Raw genomic sequence first — 25,611 nt, 5'->3', positions numbered from 1 at the left:
TTTTACCCCAAATCGTTCTGAATCCATACTTCCTTACAAAAAAGCCGTAGGCACCTTGCTCCTACGGCTTGTTTTTATTTATTCAAAAATGACAGACAGAAAAGGCAATCGCCTTCCGTTCGCAAATGTCCGTAATACACGTTGCATATATGAAATCCTTCATGATACAGCCTTGCCAGATTGTCGTGGCCTTCGCCCACAACCTCACCCGTTTCCTCTTCATCCTTAATGACGATCGGAGGAGAAAGCTTCGGCCTTTTTGCCGTCTTTTCTTCTCTGGAGGTTTCACGTTTGAGCATCTTGCGCACCTGTTCGTTTTCAATCGTTAGTCGTTGATTTTCCTCCAGCAGCTCTTTTACTGCCAGTTTCAATTCACCCAGATCGCTATGCAACTGTCCCATTTGGGTTTCCATTTCGTGAATACGCGCAAAAACATTTAATTTATCCAAGTTTCCACCCCGAAGCAACCTAATGGTTTACTTGACGACTACATCGTCCATTGGAAGTTCCTTGACCTTGCTAATCTCAAACAGTTGAACATGTACTGTGCGATGTCCAGCATTTACGCCTACGACTTTGCCTTCTCCGAGAGAGGTGACGACCATCTTGCCAACCTGCGGCAATTCTTCCTTCATGCTCTCGTAGTTATCATGTTCGAACTTGAGACAGCACATCAATCTTCCACACAACCCGGAAATCTTCGTCGGATTCAGCGACAAGCTCTGATCCTTCGCCATCTTAATGGATACCGGTTCAAAATCTCCCAGCCACGAAGAGCAACACAGAATACGCCCGCAAGGACCAATCCCGCCCAGCATTTTAGCCTCATCCCGTACTCCGATCTGCCGCAGCTCAATCCGTGTACGAAAAATACTGGCTAAATCCTTTACAAGCTCCCGAAAATCCACGCGGCCCTCTGCCGTGAAATAAAAAATGATCTTATTGCGGTCAAATGTAAATTCCACGTCTACCAGCTTCATTTTAAGGCCATGGTCTTTGATTTTATTTAAACACGTACCGAATGCATCCTTAGCCGCCAATTTATTCTCTTCTACAACAAGAGCGTCATCATCTCCGGCAATACGGATAACTTTCTTCAAGGGCAGGACAACGTCCGAATCATTTACTTCTTTTTTGCCCACCACAACCTTGCCATATTCAATACCGCGTGCGGTTTCTACAATAACGCAGTTTTCTTTCTCCACCGGAAGGTCCAGCGGATCAAAATAATAAGTCTTGCCCGCCTTCTTGAAACGGACACCCACTACACTATACAAAAATTAACCCCCTTGTATGCCACTAAACCTCATTTGAAGCCGACATGTACGAATGGCCGCAATTGAAGTCTCACTGTCGCACAAACCGGGAACCTGGCGTCGCGGATTGTGCAGAGTGGAACAAGCGCGCCTTCCTGTTAGCCGGTGATGGAACCGCTTGTATCGGACAACCCAATCAGAAGCTGCTCTACGCACAATTGACCATTGACGTGAAACCGGAGCTTCTTCCTGCAATTCGCGGCCAAATCCATATAAGAGACCCATTGTTCCGTGCTGCGGGTGATTGCCAATTTGGAGACGGACTCCAAATGATCTATGAAAACAATGCTTTCGTGCCTTCCGTAACGGAAATGAAGCATATCCTTGAACCACAAATGAAACAGATGAAACAAAATGTCCAGGTGTTCAGAAAGTCCAGTTTTAAAAATCTTTTGTTGAGCGAGAATAATGGACGAGCTTCCCCGGCTCATGGACTCCTTCACTAATTGTAACACTACGTTTCTAATTTCTGCAAACCAATTCTGCTGGAGAATTTCTCTACATGATTCCAGTCCCGAGGCAATGTGAACCGCCGACCGGACAAGTCCTGCCGTATAGCCTTCCCCAATTAAGGCCTGCATCATCACTTCAGGCTGTAAAGCATGAAAAGGAACCTGCTGCGTCCGTGATTGGATCGTAGGCAGCAATGCCTGTCCATTTTCCGAAATGAGTATGCCCACCACAGGCACCTGAGGCTCCTCCAGAAACTTAAGCAGGCTGTTTGCCGCTTGCACTGTCATGGTATCCGCCTGCTGGATAATATATACCTTCGGATTGGAGCTTTCCGATTTGTAAGAGAATATGCGCTGAAGTCCACGAATCTGGTCAATTTTAATCGTTGCTCCATCCGGCTCTACGATAAATAGATCCGGGTGATTGCCATGCTCTACCTTACGACAGGACAGACATTCGCCACATGCATCATCCGTCATTCGCTCACAAAATAATGCTTTGGCAAAGGTCTGCGCCATCTTCATCTGTCCACTTCCCGGCGGTCCGCTAAATACATAGGCATGGTTGACCGCCTCATTCCGAAGTGCGCTTTGCAGCATTTTTTTAGCTATATCCTGACCCATTATATTTTGGAAAGACATATTTCCTCACCTTCTCTCCTGAAAACAACTGTTATCTATCAGCAAATAGTTGCTCTTCAGGGCAGCTTTGCTGCTATTTTCCATATTTCCAACCGTTGCCTACATGAATATAGTCAAAAATAATCTGCCAGCATCATCAGCAAGCAGATTATTCCTTCATGGCGACAGCCCGTTTGTATTCGTTTATGGAAGAAGTCTGTATTTAAAACGAGAGATTAATTAGCAGCCCTCTAATTTCACCGACTCCCTGCAAAAGCTCAATCTTGCCTTGTTCGGTTTCGAGCAGATCATCTGCCATCTTGAGCAACAGCTCATCCACTTCATCAATCAGCTTATACCGCTTGCTACGTCCCCGGCGATCCCAACCCTTTGTGTCCTTCATAGACACGCCGCGCCGAACCGTATCCTCCAGGAATCGTTTAACCAGCATCTTATAAGCCTTCAGCTCACGAATCGTCATCGAGCGTGCCAGACGGTCTCCCTGCATCTGAATTTCCTTGAAGCGACGGTTCAGTTCCTCCTGCGAAGCCTGCTCCCCATTTTGCTGCATAACATCGGAAAAGCTCTTGGGCTGGATCGGCTTCGTATTCATTTCATTTGTAGACAACGTACTCTGTAAAGGGCGATAGCCCGGATTTATTTTCATATAAACCTGCTTTCCCCCCGAATACTTCCGCTTCTCCCCTTTATGAACAGTTCAACATAGAACTGGGGGAACATAGCGGCTTTCCAGGGACTGCGCCTTGGCGCTACCGTTATAGTGGATCTGTTCCTCATTCCCATCATACGGGCAAGAAACAAGTAATTCCCCTATCATATCGGCAGAATAGGTCCTTTTGTGTAGATTCAGAAGTGCTCAAAACGGTCTACAGGCATCACGAACACCGTCGCTCCACCCACCTGTACTTCAACAGGCAAAGGCAGATAGGAGTCCGTCGTTCCGCTCATAGGGGTAACGGGTGTGACCAGCTGTTCACGTACCTTGCAACTGCTGCGAATGACATTCATCAACGAGTCCACCTGATTGTCATCGACACCGATCATAAACGTCGTATTCCCTGCTCGCAAAAATCCGCCTGTACTCGCCAACTTGGTAGCACGGAAATTAGCTTTCACCAGTCCGCTGGATAATCTGTTACTATCCTTATCCTGCACAATCGCAATAATCAGCTTCATCCTGTATTCCTCCTTCAAGCCATATTAGGAACAAGCTAGTCCCTAGCTCAATTTTACCGTATATTCTTCGACAATTACATGCTAAAGTTTTGAATAAATCGCTTTTTCAGCAAATCCTTTAAAACTTCCTCTACCTGCTCCGTTGCGGGAGATGCATCAACAATCGTAATTCGCTCCGGAAATTTGTGGGCCAGCTCCAGATACGCCTCTCGTACTTTGTGGTGAAAAGATATACTCTCCATATCGAGGCGATCCATTCCCTCTCCCCGGGACGCTTGAATTCTAGCCAATCCCAATTCAGGTTCAATATCCAGATAAAATGTAGCATCCGGCTCCCAATCATCCACCGCAAAACGATTAATCGAAGCCACTTCCTCCATCCCGATCCCTCTCGCAAACCCTTGATAGACCAAACTGCTATCCACAAAACGATCACATAATACGATAGCTCCCTTTTCAATAGCCGGCTTTACCTTCTCCACCAGATGCTGACGCCTGGCCGCCGCATATAGAAGCGCCTCTGTTCGAGCGTCCATACTGGTATGGGCAGGGTCCAAAATGATAGAGCGGATCTTTTCCGAAATTTCGATCCCTCCTGGTTCTCTCGTCGTGACAACTGGATAGCCTTCTTCCTCCATAAACTTGGCCAGCCGTTGAATCATCGTTGTTTTACCGGAGCCGTCTCCCCCCTCCAGCGTAATAAAAATTCCTTTGCGATTCATGTCATTCCCTGCTTTCCAGCCTGAAAAATAAGAGTCACCTACAGGCTCATATGCTTCTTTTATTCAGTCTTCTTTATTTGTTAAGTCTCTAACATCTAATCTTTATTTTAAACGGAATACCCGAATTGTAAGCAACCTTTCATCTGCTGCCCCTTGCCATTTGGCTCCCAAATCACGGAGGCGTCTCATTCGTTGAGCAATCGGTTCCGTAATCATTTCTCCTGCATATAACAGTGGAATACCTGGAGGATACGGGATAATCATTTCCGCAGCCACCCTGCCAGCGGAGTCATCTACAGATACGACTTCCATCTGATCCGGTTTAACCGGTTGAAGTCCAAACTGCACCGGACTAGAGTAAACTGTCGTAATATCATTGTTCCACGTGGAAAAATCTAAATCCAGTCCACATTGCTCCTTCTGCATGGAACCCGGCCCACCAGCCGTCTCCTTAAACCGTATATTATTATTTATATGCACAAGAGCCTGCAACAGGTGATTAGCATCTTTAAGCGTGGAGCCTAACGTAAACAATAAAACAACATGTTTTTCGTCACTCATCTCCGGAATACACCCATACGCTTCCAACTCACGCTTTAAGCCAAAGCCATCCAGTACACCAAATGTATCGTACAGCACCATTTTAAAAGGGTCATGGTTCGAATATCCACCCACGTTCTCTCCATCCCTCTCCAAGCTCTCAGAAATGCCCTCTTGGGCCTCGTTCCCCTGAGGCGCTTGCTGAATAGGCTCTACGAGGCGAAAGCGTGGAAGCTGCTTCAGACCTTTTCTAAAAGCATCTGCTGCCGCTAAACCTTCCGTAAAGGCATTTGCCCCATGAACCGCAATATGCCGCCTTGCCAAATCAAGCGAAGCCATTAGCGGATACGAAGGGCTGGAGCTTTGCACCATAGCCAGCCGCTGACGAAGCAATTCCCGGTTGATTCTTCTTCCCCGCACATGCAGCATGGCTCCCATAGTCATGGCTGGAAGCATCTTATGTGTCGATTGGACGACCACATCAGCCCCACAGGACAATGCAGAAGCCGGCAAACGGGGATGCAGCCCGTAATGGGCACCATGCGCCTCATCCACCAACAAGGGCACATGGGCCTCATGACAGGCTTTAGCCGTTGCTGTCAGATCATGCCCCATCCCGTAGTAGTTAGGCAGCGTAATCAATACCCCTTTGGCGGAAGGAAAGGCTTTTAATGCGGTCTGTATCGTACTCGCCGAAGGAGCAACCGCAAGCCCGCTGATCGTATCTATCTCCGGCTCCAAGAACACCGCAACAGCCCCGGACAGCATAAGACCATTCAGGACTGACTTGTGTACATTTCTCTGTACCAGCAGTAAATCCCCTGGTTCTGTACACACAGTCAAAATCATTGCCAAATTACCGACCGTACTTCCTCCGATCAGCCAAAAGCTCTCCTCTGCACCAAAGCACATCGCCGCCAGCTCCTGGCCCTCACGAATCACATCCTCAGGATGATGCAAATCGTCCAGTCCGGTAATTTCGGTCGCATCAATAGACATTACTTCTTTCAAGAGAGATGCAATATCTTCATTTTCATATACTTGTCCATTTTTGTGGCCAGGCACATGATAAGAAGCATTGCCTTGAGCCCGGTAACGTAATAGAGCTTCCATTAATGGTGCATGTGAAGCCTTTTTCCCCATCATTCTGCAATCCTTCCGAAACAAAGCTTTATATCTACCCTATTTTATCGTAAAATCAAGCGGAATCCTACTTTTACTCACAGAAAAAAAAGCCCGTACCGACAGGCCTTGGAATACTAACCCTTTAAAGACTTGCTGACAAAGGATATTATGCATTTTTCTGTACCCAAATTTGTTTTAGTTGATCAATAAAAAAATGATATTTGGCGTCTGTCGCATCTGTACGTACCATTTCAGCTTCACACGCATCGCAGATAAACTCGGAAACGATAAAGATGCCTTCATGCTTGTGTTGTCCGCATATAATGCAGCGGTGGCCGCCTTGATCATGCATATCCATCCCACCCTTGCTTCTTTTACTATTAGTATGGGGCACTTTCTACTATTTTAAACCTTTTCATAGCCCAGCTCGACGATATACTCTATATATATTCCATGTGAGCCCTTATGGTGTTTGTACCCCACATGTTTAAAAAACAGCCGTCTATGCCGATATAATAAGAAAAGCTCCTGCATATGGATACCCTTTCATTGGAGCCGTTGCATACTTCATTCGTGATAGCTTTTCCCTGTAATTATAGAATAGGTTGGCTAACACTAGAAGCTGATCATTCTATAGCCTTACCCAAGCAATTTTAGTGCTTGTCAGAGCCGCATGAGCGCAGCACCGTCCCTTTTTCCGGCTGTGGGCGGTCGAGAAGCCACTTGTGATGCAGTAGATTAATGAAAGGACTGTTTGCATGACAGAGGAAACCGGAACCAAAGCCACCTACTATCACTACAAGCTCATTAAAAAAATCAGTATTCCGCGTCAGCTGATATGGAGTCACATCTCGTTGCCTGTTATTATGCTTCTTTTCCTACTTCTCGCCTTTTCATGGACTAGCCTGTTTTTATTTGTTTTAGCTTTCTTCCTAACCTTATGGGTACACTTCGTGATCTCACGATCTGTACTGTTCATAAGCAAAACATCCTTCCGCAAGCGCTGGGCATTTCACCGCAAGCTGCCCTGGCTGGGTTATATGACAGACCAGTACATAGGCTACGGCCTCTTTCGCCGTGTGCATATACATACGCTATGGATCGGCACCTGCTTGTCCGCTGTATTCATTCTCTGGTCTCCGCCAGCCTTTACTGTATCCTTGCTCTTTTGGCATCTGTGGCTTATTGCACCGCGCCTATACATCCTGAGCCGTCTTACAGGCGAAAGGAAAGACGGCATGTTGAAGTTCACCGATGAAGATGCCTCATATTATCAGCAGTAGACTAGCCATTCATCTATTCATATAGGTAGAGGCTTATACCTGATCTGGCATATCTCCCATGAGCTAGAACCGCATATTTAAAAAAGGAGCAGCCCCATAAGGTTGTTCCTTTTTATTTCCCTCACCATTCCAAACTATCTTTTAACACTTTCGTTGGATTATCTGACCCTCATTCCTTACCCCTGACCCCATGCACAGAGCTAACTAATATACCAACCAATATAAAAAAGGAAGCCCCATCTACTTAACAGCAGTTTTGAGTGCTTCCTTATATCCAGCTTTATCGTTCATTATACACAGAATCTTAGCTACTGCATTTGAGGTCGCCTGTGACTTATTAAAGCAGCCCTATGTCCGCAGCCCCTGTATCCAGGTCGAGAACCGTGAAATCACTAATTAAGGTCCACACTTTTGCTTTTCGCAGCAGCTTTACCATCCTTCGGGACCAATACAGTAAAAGAACCATCATGCACAGACAAGTGCACCATATGTTTATTTTTCAGGAATACTTTCTGATTAAAAGTCGATAGATTCGGTTCTTCCGTCCAGCCCCAGGCTGCAATTTCCTCCAGATAGGGAGCAGGCAAGCTATCACTTTCCTTCAAAGCCGGTAATGCATAGCGTACATAGTCCATGTCTGAGTTGCTGCTGGCCCGATCGGTTTTACTCGCCTCTTTAGGGACCGGAAACGTTTTTTCGTTCGCTGCACCCTCAAACGATGTCCAAGAAGGCTCCTCTGTCCCGCACCCGGTAAGAATCGCGACAGCGATACTGAATAGCACCAATAGAGCAAGCCATTTATTTCGCCGCATGATCTTCCCTCCTTACCAGCTTGATTCACTATACAAACCCTATAACAAGAATTTGCATAATTCTGCAAGAACGCAGCGTGTGTATATGGGATTCAGTACCTATATTATACCGGGTTTCCAATAACATTCCGTAACAAAAATGTTACCTTCCTTTTGTAAGAGCATTCCTAAAATATATGTACGAAAAAAAAGACCATAATCTCAAGGAGATCATGGTCCTTCTCACTTTTGCTTGGCGACGTCCTACTCTCCCAGGACCCTGCGGTCCAAGTACCATCGGCGCTGGAGGGCTTAACGGTCGTGTTCGGGATGGGTACGTGTGGAACCCCTCCGCTATCGCCACCAAACATGAATTTGTTAAACAAATTCTACCGTATGGATATTCGGTTCATCACGAATCGTGTGAATGAATAGCCATGCGCTTTTCGTATGTATCTTCTACATACTTTCAAGGTGTTACACCCTGAAAACTGGATCCGAAACTCTTTTGCGTTTTATTCTTAGGATAAGCCCTCGACCGATTAGTATTGGTCAGCTCCATGCATTACTGCACTTCCACCCCCAACCTATCTACCTCGTCGTCTTCAAGGGGTCTTACATACTGGGAAATCTCATCTTGAGGGGGGCTTCACGCTTAGATGCTTTCAGCGCTTATCCCTTCCGTACATAGCTACCCAGCGGTGCTCCTGGCGGAACAACTGGTACACCAGCGGTACGTCCATCCCGGTCCTCTCGTACTAAGGACAGCTCCTCTCAAATTTCCTACGCCCACGACAGATAGGGACCGAACTGTCTCACGACGTTCTGAACCCAGCTCGCGTACCGCTTTAATGGGCGAACAGCCCAACCCTTGGGACCTACTTCAGCCCCAGGATGCGATGAGCCGACATCGAGGTGCCAAACCTCCCCGTCGATGTGGACTCTTGGGGGAGATAAGCCTGTTATCCCCAGGGTAGCTTTTATCCGTTGAGCGATGGCCCTTCCATGCGGTACCACCGGATCACTAAGCCCGACTTTCGTCCCTGCTCGACTTGTTGGTCTCGCAGTCAAGCTCCCTTCTGCCTTTGCACTCTTCGAATGATTTCCAACCATTCTGAGGGAACCTTGGGGCGCCTCCGTTACTCTTTAGGAGGCGACCGCCCCAGTCAAACTGCCCACCTGACACTGTCCTCGTACCGGATCACGGTACCAAGTTAGAACCTAGATACGATCAGGGTGGTATCCCAAGGATGCCTCCTCTCAAGCTGGCGCTCAAGTCTCTTAGGCTCCCACCTATCCTGTACAGATCGTACCCAAATTCAATATCAAGCTGCAGTAAAGCTCCATGGGGTCTTTCCGTCTTGTCGCGGGTAACCTGCATCTTCACAGGTATTAAAATTTCACCGGATCTCTCGTTGAGACAGCGCCCAAGTCGTTACGCCATTCGTGCGGGTCAGAATTTACCTGACAAGGAATTTCGCTACCTTAGGACCGTTATAGTTACGGCCGCCGTTTACTGGGGCTTCGGTTCATAGCTTCGCCCTAAAAGGACTTACCACTCCCCTTAACCTTCCAGCACCGGGCAGGCGTCAGCCCGTATACTTCGCCTTGCGGCTTCGCACAGACCTGTGTTTTTGCTAAACAGTCGCTTGGGCCTTTTCACTGCGGCCCCCTCGGGCTATTCACCCTACCGAGGCACCCCTTCTCCCGAAGTTACGGGGTCATTTTGCCGAGTTCCTTAACGAGAGTTCTTCCGCGCGCCTTAGAATTCTCTTCTCGCCTACCTGTGTCGGTTTGCGGTACGGGCACCTTCTCCTGGCTAGAGGCTTTTCTTGGCAGTCTGAGATCATGACCTTCGCTACTACAATTTTCGCTCCCCATCACAGCCCAGCCTTAACGATGTGCGGATTTGCCTACACATCAGCCTCACTGCTTAGACGGACATCCATCAGTCCGCGTCACTACCCTACTGCGTCACCCCATCGCTCATAGCGGATTATGGTGGTACAGGAATTTCGACCTGTTGTCCTTCGACTACGCCTTTCGGCCTCGCCTTAGGTCCCGACTTACCCTGAGCGGACGAACCTTCCTCAGGAACCCTTAGGCTTTCGGCGGATCTGATTCTCACAGATCTTTTCGTTACTCATACCGGCATTCTCACTTGAATGCAGTCCAGCGCTCCTTCCGGTACACCTTCAACCCGCATTCAACGCTCCCCTACCCCTGATACCTAAATATCAAGCCATAGCTTCGGTGGCGTGTTTAGCCCCGTTACATTTTCGGCGCAGAGTCACTCGACCAGTGAGCTATTACGCACTCTTTCAATGGTGGCTGCTTCTAAGCCAACATCCTGGTTGTCTGTGCAACTCCACATCCTTTCCCACTTAACACACACTTGGGGACCTTAGCTGATGGTCTGGGCTGTTTCCCTTTCGACAATGGATCTTAGCACTCACTGTCTGACTCCCGGAACCAAGTCTATGGCATTCGGAGTTTGACTGAGCTTGGTAACCCTTGCGGGCCCCGCACCCAATCAGTGCTCTACCTCCACGACTCTTATTCCGAGGCTAGCCCTAAAGCTATTTCGGGGAGAACCAGCTATCTCCGGGTTCGATTGGAATTTCTCCGCTACCCCCACCTCATCCCCGCATTTTTCAACATGCGTGGGTTCGGGCCTCCAGTGCGTGTTACCGCACCTTCACCCTGGACAGGGGTAGATCACCCGGTTTCGGGTCTACGTCCACGTACTCAAGATCGCCCTATTCAGACTCGCTTTCGCTGCGGCTTCAGCTCTTCACCTTAACCTTGCACGGGAACGTAACTCGCCGGTTCATTCTACAAAAGGCACGCCATCACCCCTAAAATGGGCTCTGACTTCTTGTAAGCACACGGTTTCAGGATCTATTTCACTCCCCTTCCGGGGTGCTTTTCACCTTTCCCTCACGGTACTGCTTCACTATCGGTCGCCAGGGAGTATTTAGCCTTGGCAGATGGTCCTGCCGGATTCATACGGGGTTTCACGTGCCCCGCACTACTCGGGATCCGTCTCGGAGGGAACGGGTTTTGAACTACAGGGCTTTTACCTTCTCTGGCGGGCCTTTCCAGACCTCTTCATCTAACCGGTTCCTTTGTAACTCCATGTGAGACGTCCCACAACCCCAAGGAGCAAGCTCCTTGGTTTGGGCTAATCCGCGTTCGCTCGCCGCTACTGACGGAATCACTATTGTTTTCTCTTCCTCAGGGTACTTAGATGTTTCAGTTCCCCTGGTATGCCTCTGTTCTGCCTATGTATTCAGCAGAAAGTGACTGTCGATGAAGACAGCCGGGTTTCCCCATTCGGACATCCCCGGATCAAAGCTTGCTTACAGCTCCCCGAGGCTTTATCGTTGTTCGCCACGTCCTTCGTCGGCTCCTGGCGCCTAGGCATCCTCCGTGTGCTCTTTGTAGCTTAACCTAGCATTTACAAAGTAAATGCGATTTGTTTTGAATTTCGTTTCATCACCGAAGTGTGAATGAAATTCAAAACAGCTACCTTTATTTCACTTGTTTACACAAGATCAGCATAAAGGAATATTCTAAAACGCAATTTCGTTTCGGTATCCAGTTTTCAAGGTGCAATTCGCTTCAAGGAAGCGAAACCCGATGAATATTTCGGTTCCACACAGATGTGTGAATGAAACATTCGTCGAAGCTTGAGAGTTTGAGCTCTCAAAACTGAGCAACGAGTGAGTAACAGGCCTAAACCTGAGTTTTGAAGCTTACGCTTCATATTTGAATGTTTCCATTGCAGGAAACGATTCTCCATAGAAAGGAGGTGATCCAGCCGCACCTTCCGATACGGCTACCTTGTTACGACTTCACCCCAATCATCTACCCCACCTTCGGCGGCTGGCTCCCTTGCGGGTTACCCCACCGACTTCGGGTGTTGTAAACTCTCGTGGTGTGACGGGCGGTGTGTACAAGACCCGGGAACGTATTCACCGCGGCATGCTGATCCGCGATTACTAGCAATTCCGACTTCATGCAGGCGAGTTGCAGCCTGCAATCCGAACTGAGACCGGCTTTTCTAGGATTTGCTCCAGATCGCTCTTTCGCTTCCCGTTGTACCGGCCATTGTAGTACGTGTGTAGCCCAGGTCATAAGGGGCATGATGATTTGACGTCATCCCCACCTTCCTCCGGTTTGTCACCGGCAGTCTGCTTAGAGTGCCCAGCTTGACCTGCTGGCAACTAAGCATAAGGGTTGCGCTCGTTGCGGGACTTAACCCAACATCTCACGACACGAGCTGACGACAACCATGCACCACCTGTCTCCTCTGTCCCGAAGGAAAGATCTATCTCTAGACCGATCAGAGGGATGTCAAGACCTGGTAAGGTTCTTCGCGTTGCTTCGAATTAAACCACATACTCCACTGCTTGTGCGGGTCCCCGTCAATTCCTTTGAGTTTCAGTCTTGCGACCGTACTCCCCAGGCGGAATGCTTAATGTGTTAACTTCGGCACCAAGGGTATCGAAACCCCTAACACCTAGCATTCATCGTTTACGGCGTGGACTACCAGGGTATCTAATCCTGTTTGCTCCCCACGCTTTCGCGCCTCAGCGTCAGTTACAGCCCAGAGAGTCGCCTTCGCCACTGGTGTTCCTCCACATATCTACGCATTTCACCGCTACACGTGGAATTCCACTCTCCTCTTCTGCACTCAAGCTCCCCAGTTTCCAGTGCGACCCGAAGTTGAGCCTCGGGATTAAACACCAGACTTAAAGAGCCGCCTGCGCGCGCTTTACGCCCAATAATTCCGGACAACGCTTGCCCCCTACGTATTACCGCGGCTGCTGGCACGTAGTTAGCCGGGGCTTTCTTCTCAGGTACCGTCACTCTTGTAGCAGTTACTCTACAAGACGTTCTTCCCTGGCAACAGAGCTTTACGATCCGAAAACCTTCATCACTCACGCGGCGTTGCTCCGTCAGGCTTTCGCCCATTGCGGAAGATTCCCTACTGCTGCCTCCCGTAGGAGTCTGGGCCGTGTCTCAGTCCCAGTGTGGCCGATCACCCTCTCAGGTCGGCTACGCATCGTCGCCTTGGTAGGCCTTCACCCCACCAACTAGCTAATGCGCCGCAGGCCCATCCATCAGTGACAGATTACTCCGTCTTTCCTCCTCTCCCCATGCAGGGAAAGGATGTATCCGGTATTAGCTACCGTTTCCGGTAGTTATCCCAGTCTGATGGGCAGGTTGCCTACGTGTTACTCACCCGTCCGCCGCTAGGTTATATTAAAAGCAAGCTTTTAATATAACCCCGCTCGACTTGCATGTATTAGGCACGCCGCCAGCGTTCGTCCTGAGCCAGGATCAAACTCTCCATTAAAGACCAACCGAAGTTGGTTTATAGAAAGAGCGATTCGCTCATTTTGAAACTGACGAGATAAAATATCTCTTTTACACTCCGATTTCATACAACCTTGCGGTATGTAACGAAATCTTCGTGGTTGATTTTGCGAACAAAATCATTTACTCACTCGTTGTTCAGTTTTCAAAGATCAAACATTTCTTGTTCGCTTCAGGGTTTATTTCATCCCCTCAGCAACTTTTATAGTATATCATGTATCTCTCAGTTGTGTCAACACTTTTTTTCAAAGTATTTTTCGCTTTATTTGATAACACTTGAAGCGACAAGAAATAATATATCATACTTTTATTATATTGTGCAACTGTTTTTTTTAAAAAACTTACTTAAGTGACAATACACTCGATATAAAGCTCTCTTTGAACCATTAAGTTAATGATTTCCCCGTTTACCTGCACCAATGGACGAGTCGGATGGTCTCGATCGGCAAATATGATTTCCCCTGTACGGTTATCATTGAGACGCACCTTGGTTCCGTTATTAAATTGAGTGAGCTTTTGGATGAAAACCTGTACAACACCCGGGTCCAGCTTACCAAATGATTCTGATTTGATTTGCTCCAGTACCAGATACGGGGATTGTGCTGGTCGGTAAGTCTTCTCCAGTGTCATGGCATGGAATACATCAGCCACTCCAACGATTTTAGCGTAACTATGAATTTGCTCCCCTTTGAGTCGCAATGGATATCCGGTACCATCCACTTTCTCATGATGCTGAAGAGCTGCCAGGCGTACTCCTTCATTAATGGCCTTCACATTTTTGAGCAATTGGTAGCCTAATGAGGTATGCAGACGAATTTCTTCCTGCTCCTCCCACGTTAATTTAGAGGGCTTGTACAGAATGGCCGGGTCCATTTTGGCATTACCAATATCATGGAGTAATCCGGCAAAAGCAACCTGCATCCAGTCTTTTTGGGGCAAGCCAATCCATTGAGCAATAGAATATGAAGTCAGAGAGGTTAGTACCGCATTATGAAAAATATAATCAACTTCAATCATGGCACGCGGGGTAAACGTCATTACATTATAGCGGTGGATGTATACCAGTAAGGCTTCCAACTGCCCCCGCAACTCATATATGGATAGATTAGATACGAGTACCGATTGGAATGCATTTTTCACGAGCATCACCATTTTGTCGTACTCTTCCTGGAATAAAATGGACTCATCCCGTTCCTCTAACGAAGGGGATTGCGTTTCAGGCGCTCCGACTCGAGCAGTAGCATGATCTTCACCAGCTTTTGCCGAACCATCAGGCCCTACTTCTACTTGCTGAATCAGGAACGCTTGTAAAATCTCCAAATCACGCGGTAGCAGAATACGGCCCTTCGGAAGCAGCAAGCTGCCCATTTCAGTAAATACGTCGCTTTGCAATCTAAGTCCTGCTTTTAATTCGGATACGGGTACTGTTGTCATGGTCAACCTCTCTGTTCTCATAACAGCAGCTCTAGCTGTCAGTTTTATTATGTCATTATATTACTTGAACCTGCTCCTGTACATTCATTTTATATGATTTATAGCATACTTGCTGTATTCATCTGTCGGCAATAGAAAAAGACTCCCTGACCAATAGCCAAGGAGTCTTCCCCGTCATTTAAAAACCAATACCACTGTTTATATCGGTGGATTGTTACTCGTCCTCAGAAGGCTCCGAATCGTTACCTTGAGTACCCTCTACATCCGTACTAAGAGCTGAATCATCTGGTGATGGAGATGCACCCTCACCAACTTCTAGGTTAGTATCCTGCTCCTCGAGCAGTTCATCGAGCAATTCATCCTGCTCCTCATTCTTGTTCGCACGACAAACGGTAGCAACCGAATCATCTTCGCGGATGTTGATCAGCCTTACCCCTTGTGTATTCCGACCCATCGTCGAAATTTCCTCCATGCTGGTCCGAATCAAGGTTCCGCTGGCTGTAATGATCATCAGATCCTCTTCGGTTTTTACAACCTTGAGGCCGACAACTGGGCCATTTTTATCCGTGACGTTAATCGTCTTGATCCCCTTACCTCCACGGCTTTGAACACGGTAATCCACTACAGGGGTACGTTTGCCATAGCCTTTAGCCGTTACGATCAGGATATCCAGGCTGGTATCAACAATATCCATGCCTATTACAGCGTCACTCTTATCGAGAGTAATACCTTTAACCCCAGTAGCACTACGACCCATGGAACGAACATCACCCTCAGGGAAGCGGATAGACATGCCTTGCGCCGTACCGATGATCATTTCCTGCTGTCCATCGGTCAGCTTCACTTCGATCAGGGCATCATCCTCACGCAGGTTGATCGCAATCAAGCCGCCCTTACGGATATTAGCGTAGTTATCGAGCGGTGTCTTCTTGATAATCCCTTGCTGAGTAGCAAAGAACAGATAGCTGTCCTCTACAAATTCCTCAATCGGAATGACCGCATTGATCGACTCGCCCTGCTCAATCTGAATCAGGTTAATGATCGGTGTCCCCCGGGCTGTCCGGCTCAGATCAGGAATTTCATAGGCCTTAATCCGATATACTTTACCCTTGTCGGTGAAGAATAACAAATGATGATGTGAATTCGTAATGAACAGATGCTCTACGAAATCCTCATCCTTGGTATCCATCCCCACTACACCACGACCGCCGCGTTTTTGACTACGATAAGTAGTCACGGGGAGACGTTTAATATATCCGGTATGGGTTACAGTAATGATAACATCCTCACGCGGAATAAGATCCTCGTCCAGAATACTTTCTTCACCCACTGTAATTTCAGTACGACGTTCATCTGTGAAACGTCCTCTTAGCTCATTAAGCTCTTCGCTGATAATGTTAAGCACCAGATGCTCGTTGGCCAATATTTCGCGGTATTCCGCAATCTTTTGCAACAACTCATTGTATTCGTTCTCGATCTTCTCACGTTCCAGGCCAGTCAGGCGTTGCAGACGCATATCCAGAATGGCCTGAGCCTGCTCAGGAGACAGCGAGAAGCGTTCAATCAGTCCTTCACGCGCTGCTTCTGCGGTCTGTGAGGAACGAATCAATGCAATGACCTCGTCCAGATGGTCAAGGGCAGTGCGCAAGCCTTCCAGAATGTGTGCTCTGGCCTCGGCTTTTTTCAGATCAAACTCTGTACGACGACGAATTACTTCAACCTGATGCTTGAGGTAATGATACAAGACATCTTTCAAGTTCAGAATCTTCGGCTCGTTATTTACAATTGCGAGCATATTGATACCGAAATTGGACTGCATTGCCGTATGCTTGAACAAATTGTTCAGAACAACGTTCGGGTTCACATCTCTGCGCAACTCCATAACGACACGCATGCCCGTACGGTCCGATTCATCCCGCAGATCGGTAATGCCCTCAATACGTTTGTCACGTACTAATTCAGCAATTTTTTCAACCAGACGAGCCTTATTTACTTGGTAAGGCAGCTCATGCACGATAATCCGTGCTTTATTGCCAATCTCTTCTATGGTGGTCTTCGCACGCATAGTTACAGATCCGCGGCCGGTCTGGTATGCCTGACGAATGCCCGAACGTCCCAAGATATAACCCGCTGTCGGGAAATCGGGCCCTTGAATATAATCCATCAGTTCCATCGGTGTAATGTCAGGGTTCTCAATCAGTGCTTGTACACCGTCAATAACCTCTCCCAAGTTATGCGGAGGAATATTAGTAGCCATTCCGACCGCAATCCCGCCGACACCGTTCACCAGCAAGTTAGGATAACGTGCAGGCAACACGACTGGCTCGTTCTCCTCACCATCGTAGTTCGGCATAAAATCAACGGTCTCTTTGTTCAGATCACGCAGCATTTCCATCGCGATCTTCGACAATCGTGCTTCCGTGTAACGCATCGCAGCCGCCATATCTCCATCAACGGAGCCAAAGTTACCGTGTCCGTCCACCAGCATATAACGCAAGGAAAAATCCTGCGCCATCCGAACCATCGTATCGTATACGGCCGTATCACCATGAGGGTGATATTTACCGATGACTTCACCGACGATTCTTGCCGATTTTTTGTATGGCTTGTCTGGCGACATGCCCAGCTCGGACATCGCAAACAAAATACGGCGGTGTACTGGCTTCAGTCCGTCCCGCACATCAGGCAAGGCACGGCTAACAATAATACTCATGGCATAATCCATAAAGGATTCGCGCATTTCCACTCCGATATCCCTGTTGATGATTTGCGAGTTTTTTTGATCCGCCATGCTGGTCCTCCTTCTCGTCCTTCAATACATTGCTCTCTATGTGAAAAGCCTAATAAGACACTGCCTATATACTCCGCTCTGTGCGCAGGATTTTGGCTGAAATCCTCATCTGTATAATTATATTACTTTCACAAAAAGAGAACAATTAAACACATCTGTCCGCTTTACAGCGTAAAACCCTCAGAAGTTGCCCTTCTGTGAGCAGTAGATGGCTAACGCATCGTACGGCTCACAGGTCCTGATCATGACAAATTCCCCCGAACTGGGGATTAGCCCCCACCCTGAAGGCCTTTTCCACATACAATACGTATACGGTCAGGGTTAACTGAGCACAATTCCGAAAAAACGCCGTATTTCTCTATTATATCATTGTTTTACGCACTTGTCCTTTAGTTTCCCTTGTTTTGTTAAAGTGTTGTGAATTCCATGGAACGTGACTTACATTTTCAAAAGAAAGGGATGAGAATACTTGTCTATTCAACGAGTATCCAGTAAGTGGACCAAAACAAATGTCATTCTCCCCAATCCGTCGTTGTCCGCTTATGTACCGGAAACACGTTTGTATGCAATGGAACACTTGAATGAAATGTTGGCAGTGTACGGAACCGTCTATATTAAGCCGGATAACGGTACTTATGGGAAAGGGGTTATGCGCGCAGAGAGACTCATTGAACCGCTTCCGCCGACTGAAGAGGGAATTATCGGGGAAAGAACGTGGTACATCCTTCGTTATGAGATAGAGACCCACACCTTCGAAAATCTGGAAGACCTGCATAAGGCAGTTTCTCACCGCATACGGAAGCGCCCTTATCTAATTCAACGAGGAATCCCCCTTCTTCATCATGATGCGTGTCCCTTTGATCTACGGGTATTAACACAGATGAACTTGAGAAAGCAATGGGAAACGACGCTCATCATAGGACGCGTAGCTGCTCCTGACAAGGTCGTCACCAATCACCACAGCGGGGGCACAGTGCGCTTTTTCAATGAACTGGTAGCTCCATATCTGGATGTAAAGGAAGCGGTACGGCTGGAGCAAAAACTATCGAAAATGGGCGAACGGGTAGCTTGGCAGCTGCAAAAAAGATATCCTCGTTTGAGGGAAATTGGATTGGATATAGGACTGGATCAGCAAATCTATCCGTGGATTTTGGAGGTGAATACGAGACCAGCCATTAAAGTGTTCTCTTCCCTGCCCAACAAAAGCCTATATCATAAAATATTCAGGTATGCTGTAGGCTATGGCCGCTATACAGCATCCACGGGTAAACCTGCACGCGCTAAGAAAAAGGCATAAAGCTAATGACAAGAAAAGGGACGCTCAATCTGAGCGCCCCTTGGCAAAATCCATCAATAACAAGCAGTTAATACAGCCGACCATGATGGAATAGTGTAAATTTAAACATCAAGATTTTTCACGTACTTGGCGTGCTCCTGAATAAAGTCGCGACGCGGTTCAACATTATCGCCCATTAGGGTATCGAACATCGTATCAGCCAGCATTGCATCACTGATGGTCACTTGAAGCATTGTACGGCTCTCAGGGTCCATTGTCGTTTCCCACAACTGGGTTGCGTTCATTTCACCCAAACCTTTATAACGCTGTACGTTGTACTTCGCATTTTCTCCGAATTCACTGATGATAGTATCACGTTCGGCTTCAGAGTTTGCATAACGTACGACCTTATTGCGCTCTACCTTAAACAGCGGCGGCTGAGCAATATAAACATAGCCAGCGTCAATAATTTTACGCAAGTACCGATAAAAAAATGTCAGCAACAGCGTCCGAATATGAGCTCCGTCGACGTCCGCATCGGTCATGATAATGACCTTGTGATAACGAGCTTTAGCAATATCGAAATCGTCGCCAATCCCCGTTCCCATAGCCGTTACCATTGACCGAATTTCATCACTGGACAAAATACGATCCAAACGCGCCTTCTCAACGTTCAGGATTTTACCGCGAATCGGCAAAATAGCCTGAAAGTGACGATCACGGCCTTGCTTGGCCGATCCGCCCGCTGAATCTCCTTCGACGATGTACAGTTCGCTAATCGACGCATCTTTGGAAGAACAATCTGCCAGCTTACCTGGGAGGGAGCTGATTTCCAGCGCACTTTTACGGCGAGTCAGCTCACGCGCTTTACGTGCTGCCTCACGAGCACGGGCCGCTTGTAATGATTTATCAACAACGCGACGGGAGACAGACGGATTTTCCTCCAGAAATTCCTGAAGCTTCTCTGCGAACAGGGATTCGACAATCCCGCGCACCTCACTGTTCCCCAGCTTCGTTTTGGTCTGACCTTCAAACTGAGGTTCCGGGATTTTGACAGAGATAATCGCTGTCAGTCCTTCACGCACATCGTCACCCGTCAAGTTGGCGGTGTTGTCCTTGATAAAGCCATTTTTGCGTGCATAATCGTTAATAATCCGGGTCAATGCGCTCTTGAAGCCAGATTCATGCGTTCCGCCTTCATGGGTGTTAATGTTGTTGGCGAAAGAATAAATATTTTCGGTATAGCTGTCGTTATATTGCAGCGCAACTTCGACTTGAATCATATCGCGTGAGCCTTCGACATAGATCGGTTGCTCATGAAGCGCTTCTCTTTTCTGATTCAAAAATTGCACGTATTCACTGATTCCGCCCTCGTAGTGGAACATATCACTGGCGCCAGTCCGTTCATCGGTCAAGCTAATCGCAATTCCTTTGTTCAGGAAAGCTAGCTCACGAATCCGCGTTTGGAGCGTCTCATAGTCATATACGGTCGTTTCTGTAAAAATTTGATCGTCCGGGTAGAACGTCGTTTGGGTACCGGTTTCGTCCGTATCGCCAATGACTCTGACATCATACTGCGGAACACCGCGATGGTATTCCTGCTCGTACATATGCCCATCCCGTTTGACGTGAACGATCATTTTGCTGGAGAGGGCGTTCACTACGGATACACCAACACCGTGCAGACCGCCGGATACCTTGTATCCTCCGCCTCCGAATTTACCACCTGCGTGAAGCACAGTCATAACGACTTCCAGCGCAGATTTTTTCATTTTGGCGTGTTCGCTTACCGGAATACCGCGTCCGTTATCTGTAACGGTAACGCTGTTATCTTCGTGAACGACAACTTGAATGCTGTCACAATAGCCTGCCAGCGCTTCGTCAATGCTGTTGTCCACAACTTCCCAGACCAGATGATGGAGCCCTTTGGCACTGGTGGAACCGATATACATCCCGGGACGTTTCCGAACCGCCTCCAGGCCCTCCAGGACCTGAATCTCACCCGCATCATAAGACGGTTGATTCATAGACATGCCTTTCACCTACTTCTATAGATTCTATGGTTAAGCATTGGCAACAAACTGGTTTGCCCGCTTTTTGAGAGTTGTTGAGGAGATGGGAGAATAGTACACCGTATTTTGAGTCACCACGATGGACTTGGCTTCCTCTTCACCAATCATCTCGACATGCTTTTGCTGTTGGACGTGGTTCACGTACTGCTTGGAGATTTTAGAGGATTTTTCAATCGAGATATCGAAAATAGCCACAAGCTCTGACGAGCGGATGATTTTTTCTCCACCCAGATGAATATACATAGCGGTCACTCACTCCTTAGTGTTCCACATGCCCGTCGTGGACGTGATAAATACTGGCATCCTTGAGCCGTTCTGCATTCAAGGTCTCAATACCAGTTGCCGTAATAAAGGTCTGTACCTTGCTCTGGAAGGTCTCGATCAGTTGGGTCTGACGGTAGGGGTCCAGTTCGGATAGAACATCATCCAGCAGCAGGACAGGATATTCGCCAATTTCCTCATGGATTAATTCAATTTCAGCCAGCTTCAAGGACAGGGCAGTCGTCCGCTGCTGCCCCTGAGAGCCATACGTATGCACTTCCCTGCCGTTAATGGCAAAGGCCAAATCATCACGATGGGGTCCTGCCAAAGTCATACCACGGCGGATTTCCTGTTCCCTCATTTGGGATAACTTTATCATAAATCGCTCCAATAAGACAGCTTCATCTTCTTCCTCCGGCTCACTGAAGGAGGGAACATAGGTTAATTTTAACTCCTCAGCTCCTCCAGCGATCCCTTCATGAATGGCCTGAGCCCACTTTTGGAGCTTTGTAATAAATTGTTTCCGCTTTTTAACAATTTTAACACCGTGCTCAACAAGTTGCTCATTCCATACCTCCAGCATTAGCTGTACGGACGCCATATCTTTGCCCCAAGCTTGTTTGAGCAGGTTGTTACGCTGGACCAGCACTTTCTGGTATTGCTGCAAATGATACAGATATCCCGGAGCAACCTGGCCAATTTCCATGTCAAGAAACCGGCGGCGTACCCCCGGTGTTCCCTTGACGATTTCCAAATCCTCAGGTGCAAACATAACGACATTCAGCGAACCGATAAAATCGCTCAGCTTTCGCTGCTCCAGTCCGTTGATCTTCGCTTTTTTTCCTTGTGTGGATAACGACAGATCCAGCCTGATTTTTCCGTATTTTTTATCCACATCCGCAGCAAGGTGAGTTGAGGTAGCTCCGAAAGAGATCAACTCCTTATCGCGCGACGTCCGATGACTTTTGGTCAGAGCCAGGACAAAAATCGCCTCTACCAGGTTCGTTTTGCCCTGCGCATTTTGTCCGATCAGCAAATTAACGGGCCCAAATTCATTCAGCTCCAGCTGTTCATAGTTCCGGTATTGCTGCAAAACAATATTGTTCACAAACACATAGGGTCCCCCTTGTTACTCCGCACCTAAAAGGAGTCCTTGCCGACCAGGCGATCATGCTCCTGCCGTGATCTCGAAACTTCCGTTGTCCTCTACTTCTACGGTATCGCCCGGGTACAGTTTTCTTCCGCGTCGTTCTTCCGGCTCACCGTTGACACGAACTTGCCCCTCCTGCAACAGAGCTTTGGCCATTCCCCCTGTAGAAACACAATCGGCTAATTTTAAAAATTGATCGAGCTTGATGTATTCGGTCTGTATAGATATCCGTTTCAAGGCTTGTTCATCCTTTCGCTTGCTCTCAATGAGTGACGCTATATGGTTAGTTGGTGGTGCGATATGGCAGGATGATGTACAGCGCATTGCTAGAGTCTGCCGGTTTTAAAATGATCGGGCTCATAATGCCGGTAAAAGCAATCATCAGCTGCTCACTGTCAATCACCTTCAGCACATCAAGCATATATTTCGAGTTGAACGAGATTTTGAGCGGCTCTCCCTCAAATTTGGAGACTGTGACTTCCTCACGCACTTTACCCAGCTCGGAGGAGCTGGAGGAAATCTCCAAGCCACCGTTTTCCAGCGACTGCATTTTTACAATATTCGTTTTTTCCTCACGGGACAGCAAATAAGCACGGTCAATGGATTCGCTCAAACTTTTTGTATCCACAATCAGTTCTGTTTTGTAGGAGGTTGGAATAATTCTAGAAGTATCCGGATACGTTCCGTCCAAAATGCGGGAATAAAACAGAACCCGGTCAATTTTGAATAATACCTGGTTGTCTGCTACGACGATATCCACAAGCATATTTTGATCCGGAATAATTTTGCTCAGCTCGTTCAACGTTTTACCTGCAATGACAACATTGCTGAAGCGCAAGCCTTCGGACGTTTCCAAACGGGCGCTGCGGGTGGCGAGGCGGTGGCGGTCCGTTGCTACAAATTTCAATTCGCCCTCAGCCAAATTCCACAATACCCCTGTTAAAATAGGTGTCGTTTCGTGGGTGGAAATGGAGAAAACGGTCTGTTTAATCATGTTTTTGAGCAAATCTCCTGGTACAGAGATAACCTGATTTTCTTCAATGCTTGGAAGCACCGGGAATTCCTCAGGGTCCAGACCCACCATCTGAATTTCGGTTGCACCAGATGAGATGAAGGTTTGGAAATGGTCTTTTACCTCCATACGGATCTCCTGAGACGGCAGCTTCTTGATAATTTCGACAAAGAACTTGGCTGGCAGTACAACACTTCCTGGTTGTTCGACCTGAACGACAGTTTGGTCACCATCCTCCATCGGAATAAAGGATTGAATGGAGATGTCGGTATCGCTGGCAGTCAGCGTTACTCCCTGATGATTCACATCCAGCTTAATACCACTCAAAATCGGAATCGTGGTCCGACTTGATATGGCCTTGGATACATGTTGTATAGCCTCGTTCAATACGTTTTTCAAAATGCTGATCTTCATAAGTTCCTCCTACGGGTTTTAATCCTTCAAGCACGCGTTGACGCGGGCCTTATTTAGGTGATGTATATCTTTAAAATCTATTAGTAATAGTAATAGGCGCACTGAATATGTGGATAAGTCGGTGTAAGCCTAATAAAATCAAGCCTATCCACATGTGTATAAGTTGTGTATAGGCTCTGAACTTGTTCAGGTTGGGTTTTTGATTTTTTCTATTAGGCTGTTGATAACTTTGAACAGCTCCTGATCCACTTGAATGGATTTGGAGATTTTTTCGTGCGCATGAATGACGGTTGTATGGTCGCGTCCACCGAAGGCTTCACCGATTTTCGGCAACGAATAGTCGGTTAGCTCGCGGGACAGGTACATAGCGATCTGCCGTGGGAAAGCCACAGCCTTTGTCCGCTTGCGTGCTTTGAAATCCTCCAGACGCAGATTATAAAATTCCCCGACTTGATGCTGTATATCCTGAATGGTAATCATTTTGGGACGACTGGAAGGAATAATGTCCTTTAACGCCTCGGCTGCGAGATGACTTGTCACATCCTGATTGGTCAGCGAGGAATAGGCAACAACGCGAATCAGTGCCCCTTCCAGCTCACGGATGTTCGTATCAATCTGGTTGGCGATATACATCATGGCCTCATTGGGAATATCCAGGTTTTCCGCTCTCGCCTTTTTCCGGAGAATTGCAATTCGCGTTTCCAGATCCGGCGGCTGAATATCCGTAATCAATCCCCACTCAAAGCGGGAACGCAGCCGTTCCTCCAGCGTTGGGATCTCTTTAGGCGGACGATCGCTTGAGATAATAATTTGTTTGCGTTCCTCATGAAGCGCATTGAACGTGTGAAAAAATTCCTCCTGTGTCGACTCCTTGCCTGCAATAAACTGAATATCATCAATGAGCAAAATATCAATATTGCGATACTTGTTTCGGAAGCTTTCCCCGCGGTTATCCCGGATGGCATTAATAAATTCGTTCGTAAACTTCTCCGATGACAAATATACAACCTTGCTGGCCGGGTTGTGTTCCAAAATATAATGTCCGATGGCGTGCATCAGATGCGTTTTGCCCAGACCTACGCCGCCGTACAGAAACAGCGGGTTGTAAGCTTTGGCCGGCGCCTCGGCGACGGCCAGCGATGCTGCATGGGCAAAACGGTTCCCTGATCCGATGACGAACGTATCGAATGTATATTTGGGATTCAGCATATGGGACACGGCTTCTTCATGTACGACCGGCTGCTGCTGAGGCTGTTGCTGGAGATCGAACTCGGCGGGCTTGTTTTCCTCAATGACGAACTTGACCTCCAACTGCTTGCCCAAAATTTCATAAACCGTTGCCCCGACTAGCTTGGTATAGCGGCTTTCAAGCCATTCCACGGCAAAAGTTGTCGGTGCGGAAATCACAATGGAGTGGTCATTCAGTTTCGCTGCCTTGGTAGCTTTAAACCAAGTGTCGTAACTCGGCTTACTCAGCTTGGTTTGTATGATGGATAGAATTTGCTGCCATAGTTCAGAGGTATGGCTGTCCACAGACGTCACTCCTTTTAAATCCTGACATTTTGCCATTTAAGCTGCAGAGAGCTGCTCCCGGCGCTTCGGCAAAACGCCTAAAATCCCAAAAATATTGTTGAAGGCCATAAAAAGACATACCGCCGCCTAAATCATGCGGCAGTGTGATGAGAGAACGCAGCACAAAATGGTCCTGAAAAAAAGCTAATGGAAAAATCCGCTGCTGGTCGGCAGAAGAAAGGCGATATTTCTCAGGA

The 25,611-nt window shown here is 47.6% G+C and carries 19 protein-coding genes and 3 rRNA genes; 2 read left to right on the top strand and 20 right to left on the bottom strand.

All coding sequences use genetic code 11. From position 1 onward, the window contains the following. Positions 1 to 74: 74 nt before the first annotated feature. The 8 genes from yabA to HPL003_RS07400 all read right to left on the bottom strand — a co-directional run bounded on the left by yabA (position 75) and on the right by HPL003_RS07400 (position 6,325). Positions 75 to 449, bottom strand: coding sequence for a DNA replication initiation control protein YabA (yabA, locus tag HPL003_RS07435; RefSeq protein WP_014279024.1), 375 nt, complete (start codon positions 447 to 449; stop codon positions 75 to 77). Positions 450 to 476: 27 nt separating this feature from the next. After that, positions 477 to 1,277 (bottom strand): PSP1 domain-containing protein, encoded by an 801-nt coding sequence (locus HPL003_RS07430; protein ID WP_014279023.1) that lies wholly within the window; start codon positions 1,275 to 1,277, stop codon positions 477 to 479. 137 nt (positions 1,278 to 1,414) lie between these two features. Further along, on the bottom strand, positions 1,415 to 2,410 hold the full coding sequence (gene holB / locus HPL003_RS07425) for a DNA polymerase III subunit delta' (RefSeq protein ID WP_014279022.1): 996 nt from the start codon (positions 2,408 to 2,410) through the stop codon (positions 1,415 to 1,417). A 202-nt stretch (positions 2,411 to 2,612) separates the two neighbouring features. Continuing rightward, entirely contained in the window at positions 2,613 to 3,056 is a 444-nt protein-coding gene (locus HPL003_RS07420; RefSeq protein ID WP_014279021.1) for a YaaR family protein, read from the bottom strand. 200 nt (positions 3,057 to 3,256) lie between these two features. After that, on the bottom strand, positions 3,257 to 3,586 hold the full coding sequence (locus HPL003_RS07415) for a cyclic-di-AMP receptor (RefSeq protein ID WP_007427998.1): 330 nt from the start codon (positions 3,584 to 3,586) through the stop codon (positions 3,257 to 3,259). Between the two features lie 74 nt (positions 3,587 to 3,660). Then, positions 3,661 to 4,308, bottom strand: coding sequence for a dTMP kinase (gene tmk, locus HPL003_RS07410; RefSeq protein WP_014279020.1), 648 nt, complete (start codon positions 4,306 to 4,308; stop codon positions 3,661 to 3,663). Positions 4,309 to 4,410: 102 nt separating this feature from the next. Then, positions 4,411 to 5,994 (bottom strand): aminotransferase class I/II-fold pyridoxal phosphate-dependent enzyme, encoded by a 1,584-nt coding sequence (locus HPL003_RS07405; RefSeq protein WP_014279019.1) that lies wholly within the window; start codon positions 5,992 to 5,994, stop codon positions 4,411 to 4,413. A gap of 145 nt (positions 5,995 to 6,139) precedes the next feature. Then, positions 6,140 to 6,325, bottom strand: coding sequence for a sigma factor G inhibitor Gin (locus HPL003_RS07400; protein ID WP_025682457.1), 186 nt, complete (start codon positions 6,323 to 6,325; stop codon positions 6,140 to 6,142). A 406-nt stretch (positions 6,326 to 6,731) separates the two neighbouring features. On the opposite strand from HPL003_RS07400, the gene HPL003_RS07395 reads away from it, so the two are divergent. Next, positions 6,732 to 7,256: a hypothetical protein gene (locus HPL003_RS07395; protein WP_014279017.1), complete on the top strand. Its 525-nt coding sequence runs from the start codon at positions 6,732 to 6,734 to the stop codon at positions 7,254 to 7,256. Positions 7,257 to 7,648: 392 nt separating this feature from the next. On the opposite strand, the gene HPL003_RS07390 is transcribed toward HPL003_RS07395, so the two are convergent. From HPL003_RS07390 to gyrA, 6 genes are all read right to left on the bottom strand, one after another. Continuing rightward, positions 7,649 to 8,068 (bottom strand): hypothetical protein, encoded by a 420-nt coding sequence (locus tag HPL003_RS07390; protein ID WP_014279016.1) that lies wholly within the window; start codon positions 8,066 to 8,068, stop codon positions 7,649 to 7,651. 230 nt (positions 8,069 to 8,298) lie between these two features. Continuing rightward, positions 8,299 to 8,415 (bottom strand): 5S ribosomal RNA (gene rrf / locus HPL003_RS07385). A gap of 154 nt (positions 8,416 to 8,569) precedes the next feature. Next, positions 8,570 to 11,501, bottom strand: a 23S ribosomal RNA gene (locus tag HPL003_RS07380). Positions 11,502 to 11,854: 353 nt separating this feature from the next. Further along, a 16S ribosomal RNA gene (locus tag HPL003_RS07375) occupies positions 11,855 to 13,412 on the bottom strand. The 16S, 23S and 5S rRNA genes sit together here, the layout of an rRNA operon. A gap of 365 nt (positions 13,413 to 13,777) precedes the next feature. Then, a complete protein-coding gene (locus HPL003_RS07370) occupies positions 13,778 to 14,866 on the bottom strand; it encodes an HD-GYP domain-containing protein (RefSeq protein ID WP_014279015.1) in 1,089 nt (362 codons plus the stop codon). Positions 14,867 to 15,080: 214 nt separating this feature from the next. After that, entirely contained in the window at positions 15,081 to 17,657 is a 2,577-nt protein-coding gene (gene gyrA, locus HPL003_RS07365) for a DNA gyrase subunit A (protein WP_014279014.1), read from the bottom strand. A 469-nt stretch (positions 17,658 to 18,126) separates the two neighbouring features. Here gyrA and HPL003_RS07360 point away from each other — a divergent pair, with 469 nt between their 5' ends. After that, positions 18,127 to 18,954, top strand: coding sequence for a YheC/YheD family protein (locus HPL003_RS07360; protein WP_014279013.1), 828 nt, complete (start codon positions 18,127 to 18,129; stop codon positions 18,952 to 18,954). A gap of 101 nt (positions 18,955 to 19,055) precedes the next feature. Here the strand turns inward: HPL003_RS07360 and gyrB are convergent, their stop codons facing one another. The 6 genes from gyrB to dnaA all read right to left on the bottom strand — a co-directional run bounded on the left by gyrB (position 19,056) and on the right by dnaA (position 25,411). Then, on the bottom strand, positions 19,056 to 20,966 hold the full coding sequence (gyrB, locus tag HPL003_RS07355; RefSeq protein WP_014279012.1) for a DNA topoisomerase (ATP-hydrolyzing) subunit B: 1,911 nt from the start codon (positions 20,964 to 20,966) through the stop codon (positions 19,056 to 19,058). A 30-nt stretch (positions 20,967 to 20,996) separates the two neighbouring features. Then, a complete protein-coding gene (gene remB / locus HPL003_RS07350) occupies positions 20,997 to 21,248 on the bottom strand; it encodes an extracellular matrix regulator RemB (protein ID WP_014279011.1) in 252 nt (83 codons plus the stop codon). Between the two features lie 16 nt (positions 21,249 to 21,264). After that, on the bottom strand, positions 21,265 to 22,380 hold the full coding sequence (recF, locus tag HPL003_RS07345; RefSeq protein ID WP_014279010.1) for a DNA replication/repair protein RecF: 1,116 nt from the start codon (positions 22,378 to 22,380) through the stop codon (positions 21,265 to 21,267). A 54-nt stretch (positions 22,381 to 22,434) separates the two neighbouring features. Beyond that, positions 22,435 to 22,653, bottom strand: a complete 219-nt coding sequence (yaaA, locus tag HPL003_RS07340) for a S4 domain-containing protein YaaA (RefSeq protein WP_014279009.1) — start codon at positions 22,651 to 22,653, stop codon at positions 22,435 to 22,437. Between the two features lie 46 nt (positions 22,654 to 22,699). Further along, positions 22,700 to 23,842 carry a DNA polymerase III subunit beta gene (gene dnaN / locus HPL003_RS07335; protein WP_014279008.1) on the bottom strand — a complete coding sequence of 381 codons (1,143 nt, stop codon included), beginning with the start codon at positions 23,840 to 23,842 and terminating at the stop codon, positions 22,700 to 22,702. Positions 23,843 to 24,028: 186 nt separating this feature from the next. Next, a complete protein-coding gene (dnaA, locus tag HPL003_RS07330) occupies positions 24,029 to 25,411 on the bottom strand; it encodes a chromosomal replication initiator protein DnaA (RefSeq protein WP_193372623.1) in 1,383 nt (460 codons plus the stop codon). Positions 25,412 to 25,611: the final 200 nt, after the last annotated feature.

This window comes from Paenibacillus terrae HPL-003, assembly GCF_000235585.1.
GTDB lineage: Bacteria > Bacillota > Bacilli > Paenibacillales > Paenibacillaceae > Paenibacillus > Paenibacillus terrae_B.
The sequence above is the reverse complement of the archived record's forward strand: the minus strand, read 5'-3'. Positions and strand labels throughout refer to the sequence as shown.

Excerpts from the sequence above, each read along its gene's own strand:
- HPL003_RS07370 (WP_014279015.1), bottom strand. The coding sequence starts at position 14,866 with ATGACAACAGTACCCGTATCCGAATTAAAAGCAGGACTTAGATTGCAA.
- HPL003_RS07405 (WP_014279019.1), bottom strand. The coding sequence starts at position 5,994 with ATGATGGGGAAAAAGGCTTCACATGCACCATTAATGGAAGCTCTATTA.
- HPL003_RS07395 (WP_014279017.1), top strand. The coding sequence starts at position 6,732 with ATGACAGAGGAAACCGGAACCAAAGCCACCTACTATCACTACAAGCTC.
- gyrA (WP_014279014.1), bottom strand. The coding sequence starts at position 17,657 with ATGGCGGATCAAAAAAACTCGCAAATCATCAACAGGGATATCGGAGTG.
- holB (WP_014279022.1), bottom strand. The coding sequence starts at position 2,410 with ATGTCTTTCCAAAATATAATGGGTCAGGATATAGCTAAAAAAATGCTG.
- gyrB (WP_014279012.1), bottom strand. The coding sequence starts at position 20,966 with ATGTCTATGAATCAACCGTCTTATGATGCGGGTGAGATTCAGGTCCTG.
- HPL003_RS07390 (WP_014279016.1), bottom strand. The coding sequence starts at position 8,068 with ATGCGGCGAAATAAATGGCTTGCTCTATTGGTGCTATTCAGTATCGCT.
- HPL003_RS07400 (WP_025682457.1), bottom strand. The coding sequence starts at position 6,325 with ATGCATGATCAAGGCGGCCACCGCTGCATTATATGCGGACAACACAAG.
- HPL003_RS07420 (WP_014279021.1), bottom strand. The coding sequence starts at position 3,056 with ATGAAAATAAATCCGGGCTATCGCCCTTTACAGAGTACGTTGTCTACA.
- remB (WP_014279011.1), bottom strand. The coding sequence starts at position 21,248 with ATGTATATTCATCTGGGTGGAGAAAAAATCATCCGCTCGTCAGAGCTT.
- tmk (WP_014279020.1), bottom strand. The coding sequence starts at position 4,308 with ATGAATCGCAAAGGAATTTTTATTACGCTGGAGGGGGGAGACGGCTCC.
- HPL003_RS07415 (WP_007427998.1), bottom strand. The coding sequence starts at position 3,586 with ATGAAGCTGATTATTGCGATTGTGCAGGATAAGGATAGTAACAGATTA.
- dnaN (WP_014279008.1), bottom strand. The coding sequence starts at position 23,842 with ATGAAGATCAGCATTTTGAAAAACGTATTGAACGAGGCTATACAACAT.
- dnaA (WP_193372623.1), bottom strand. The coding sequence starts at position 25,411 with ATGGCAAAATGTCAGGATTTAAAAGGAGTGACGTCTGTGGACAGCCAT.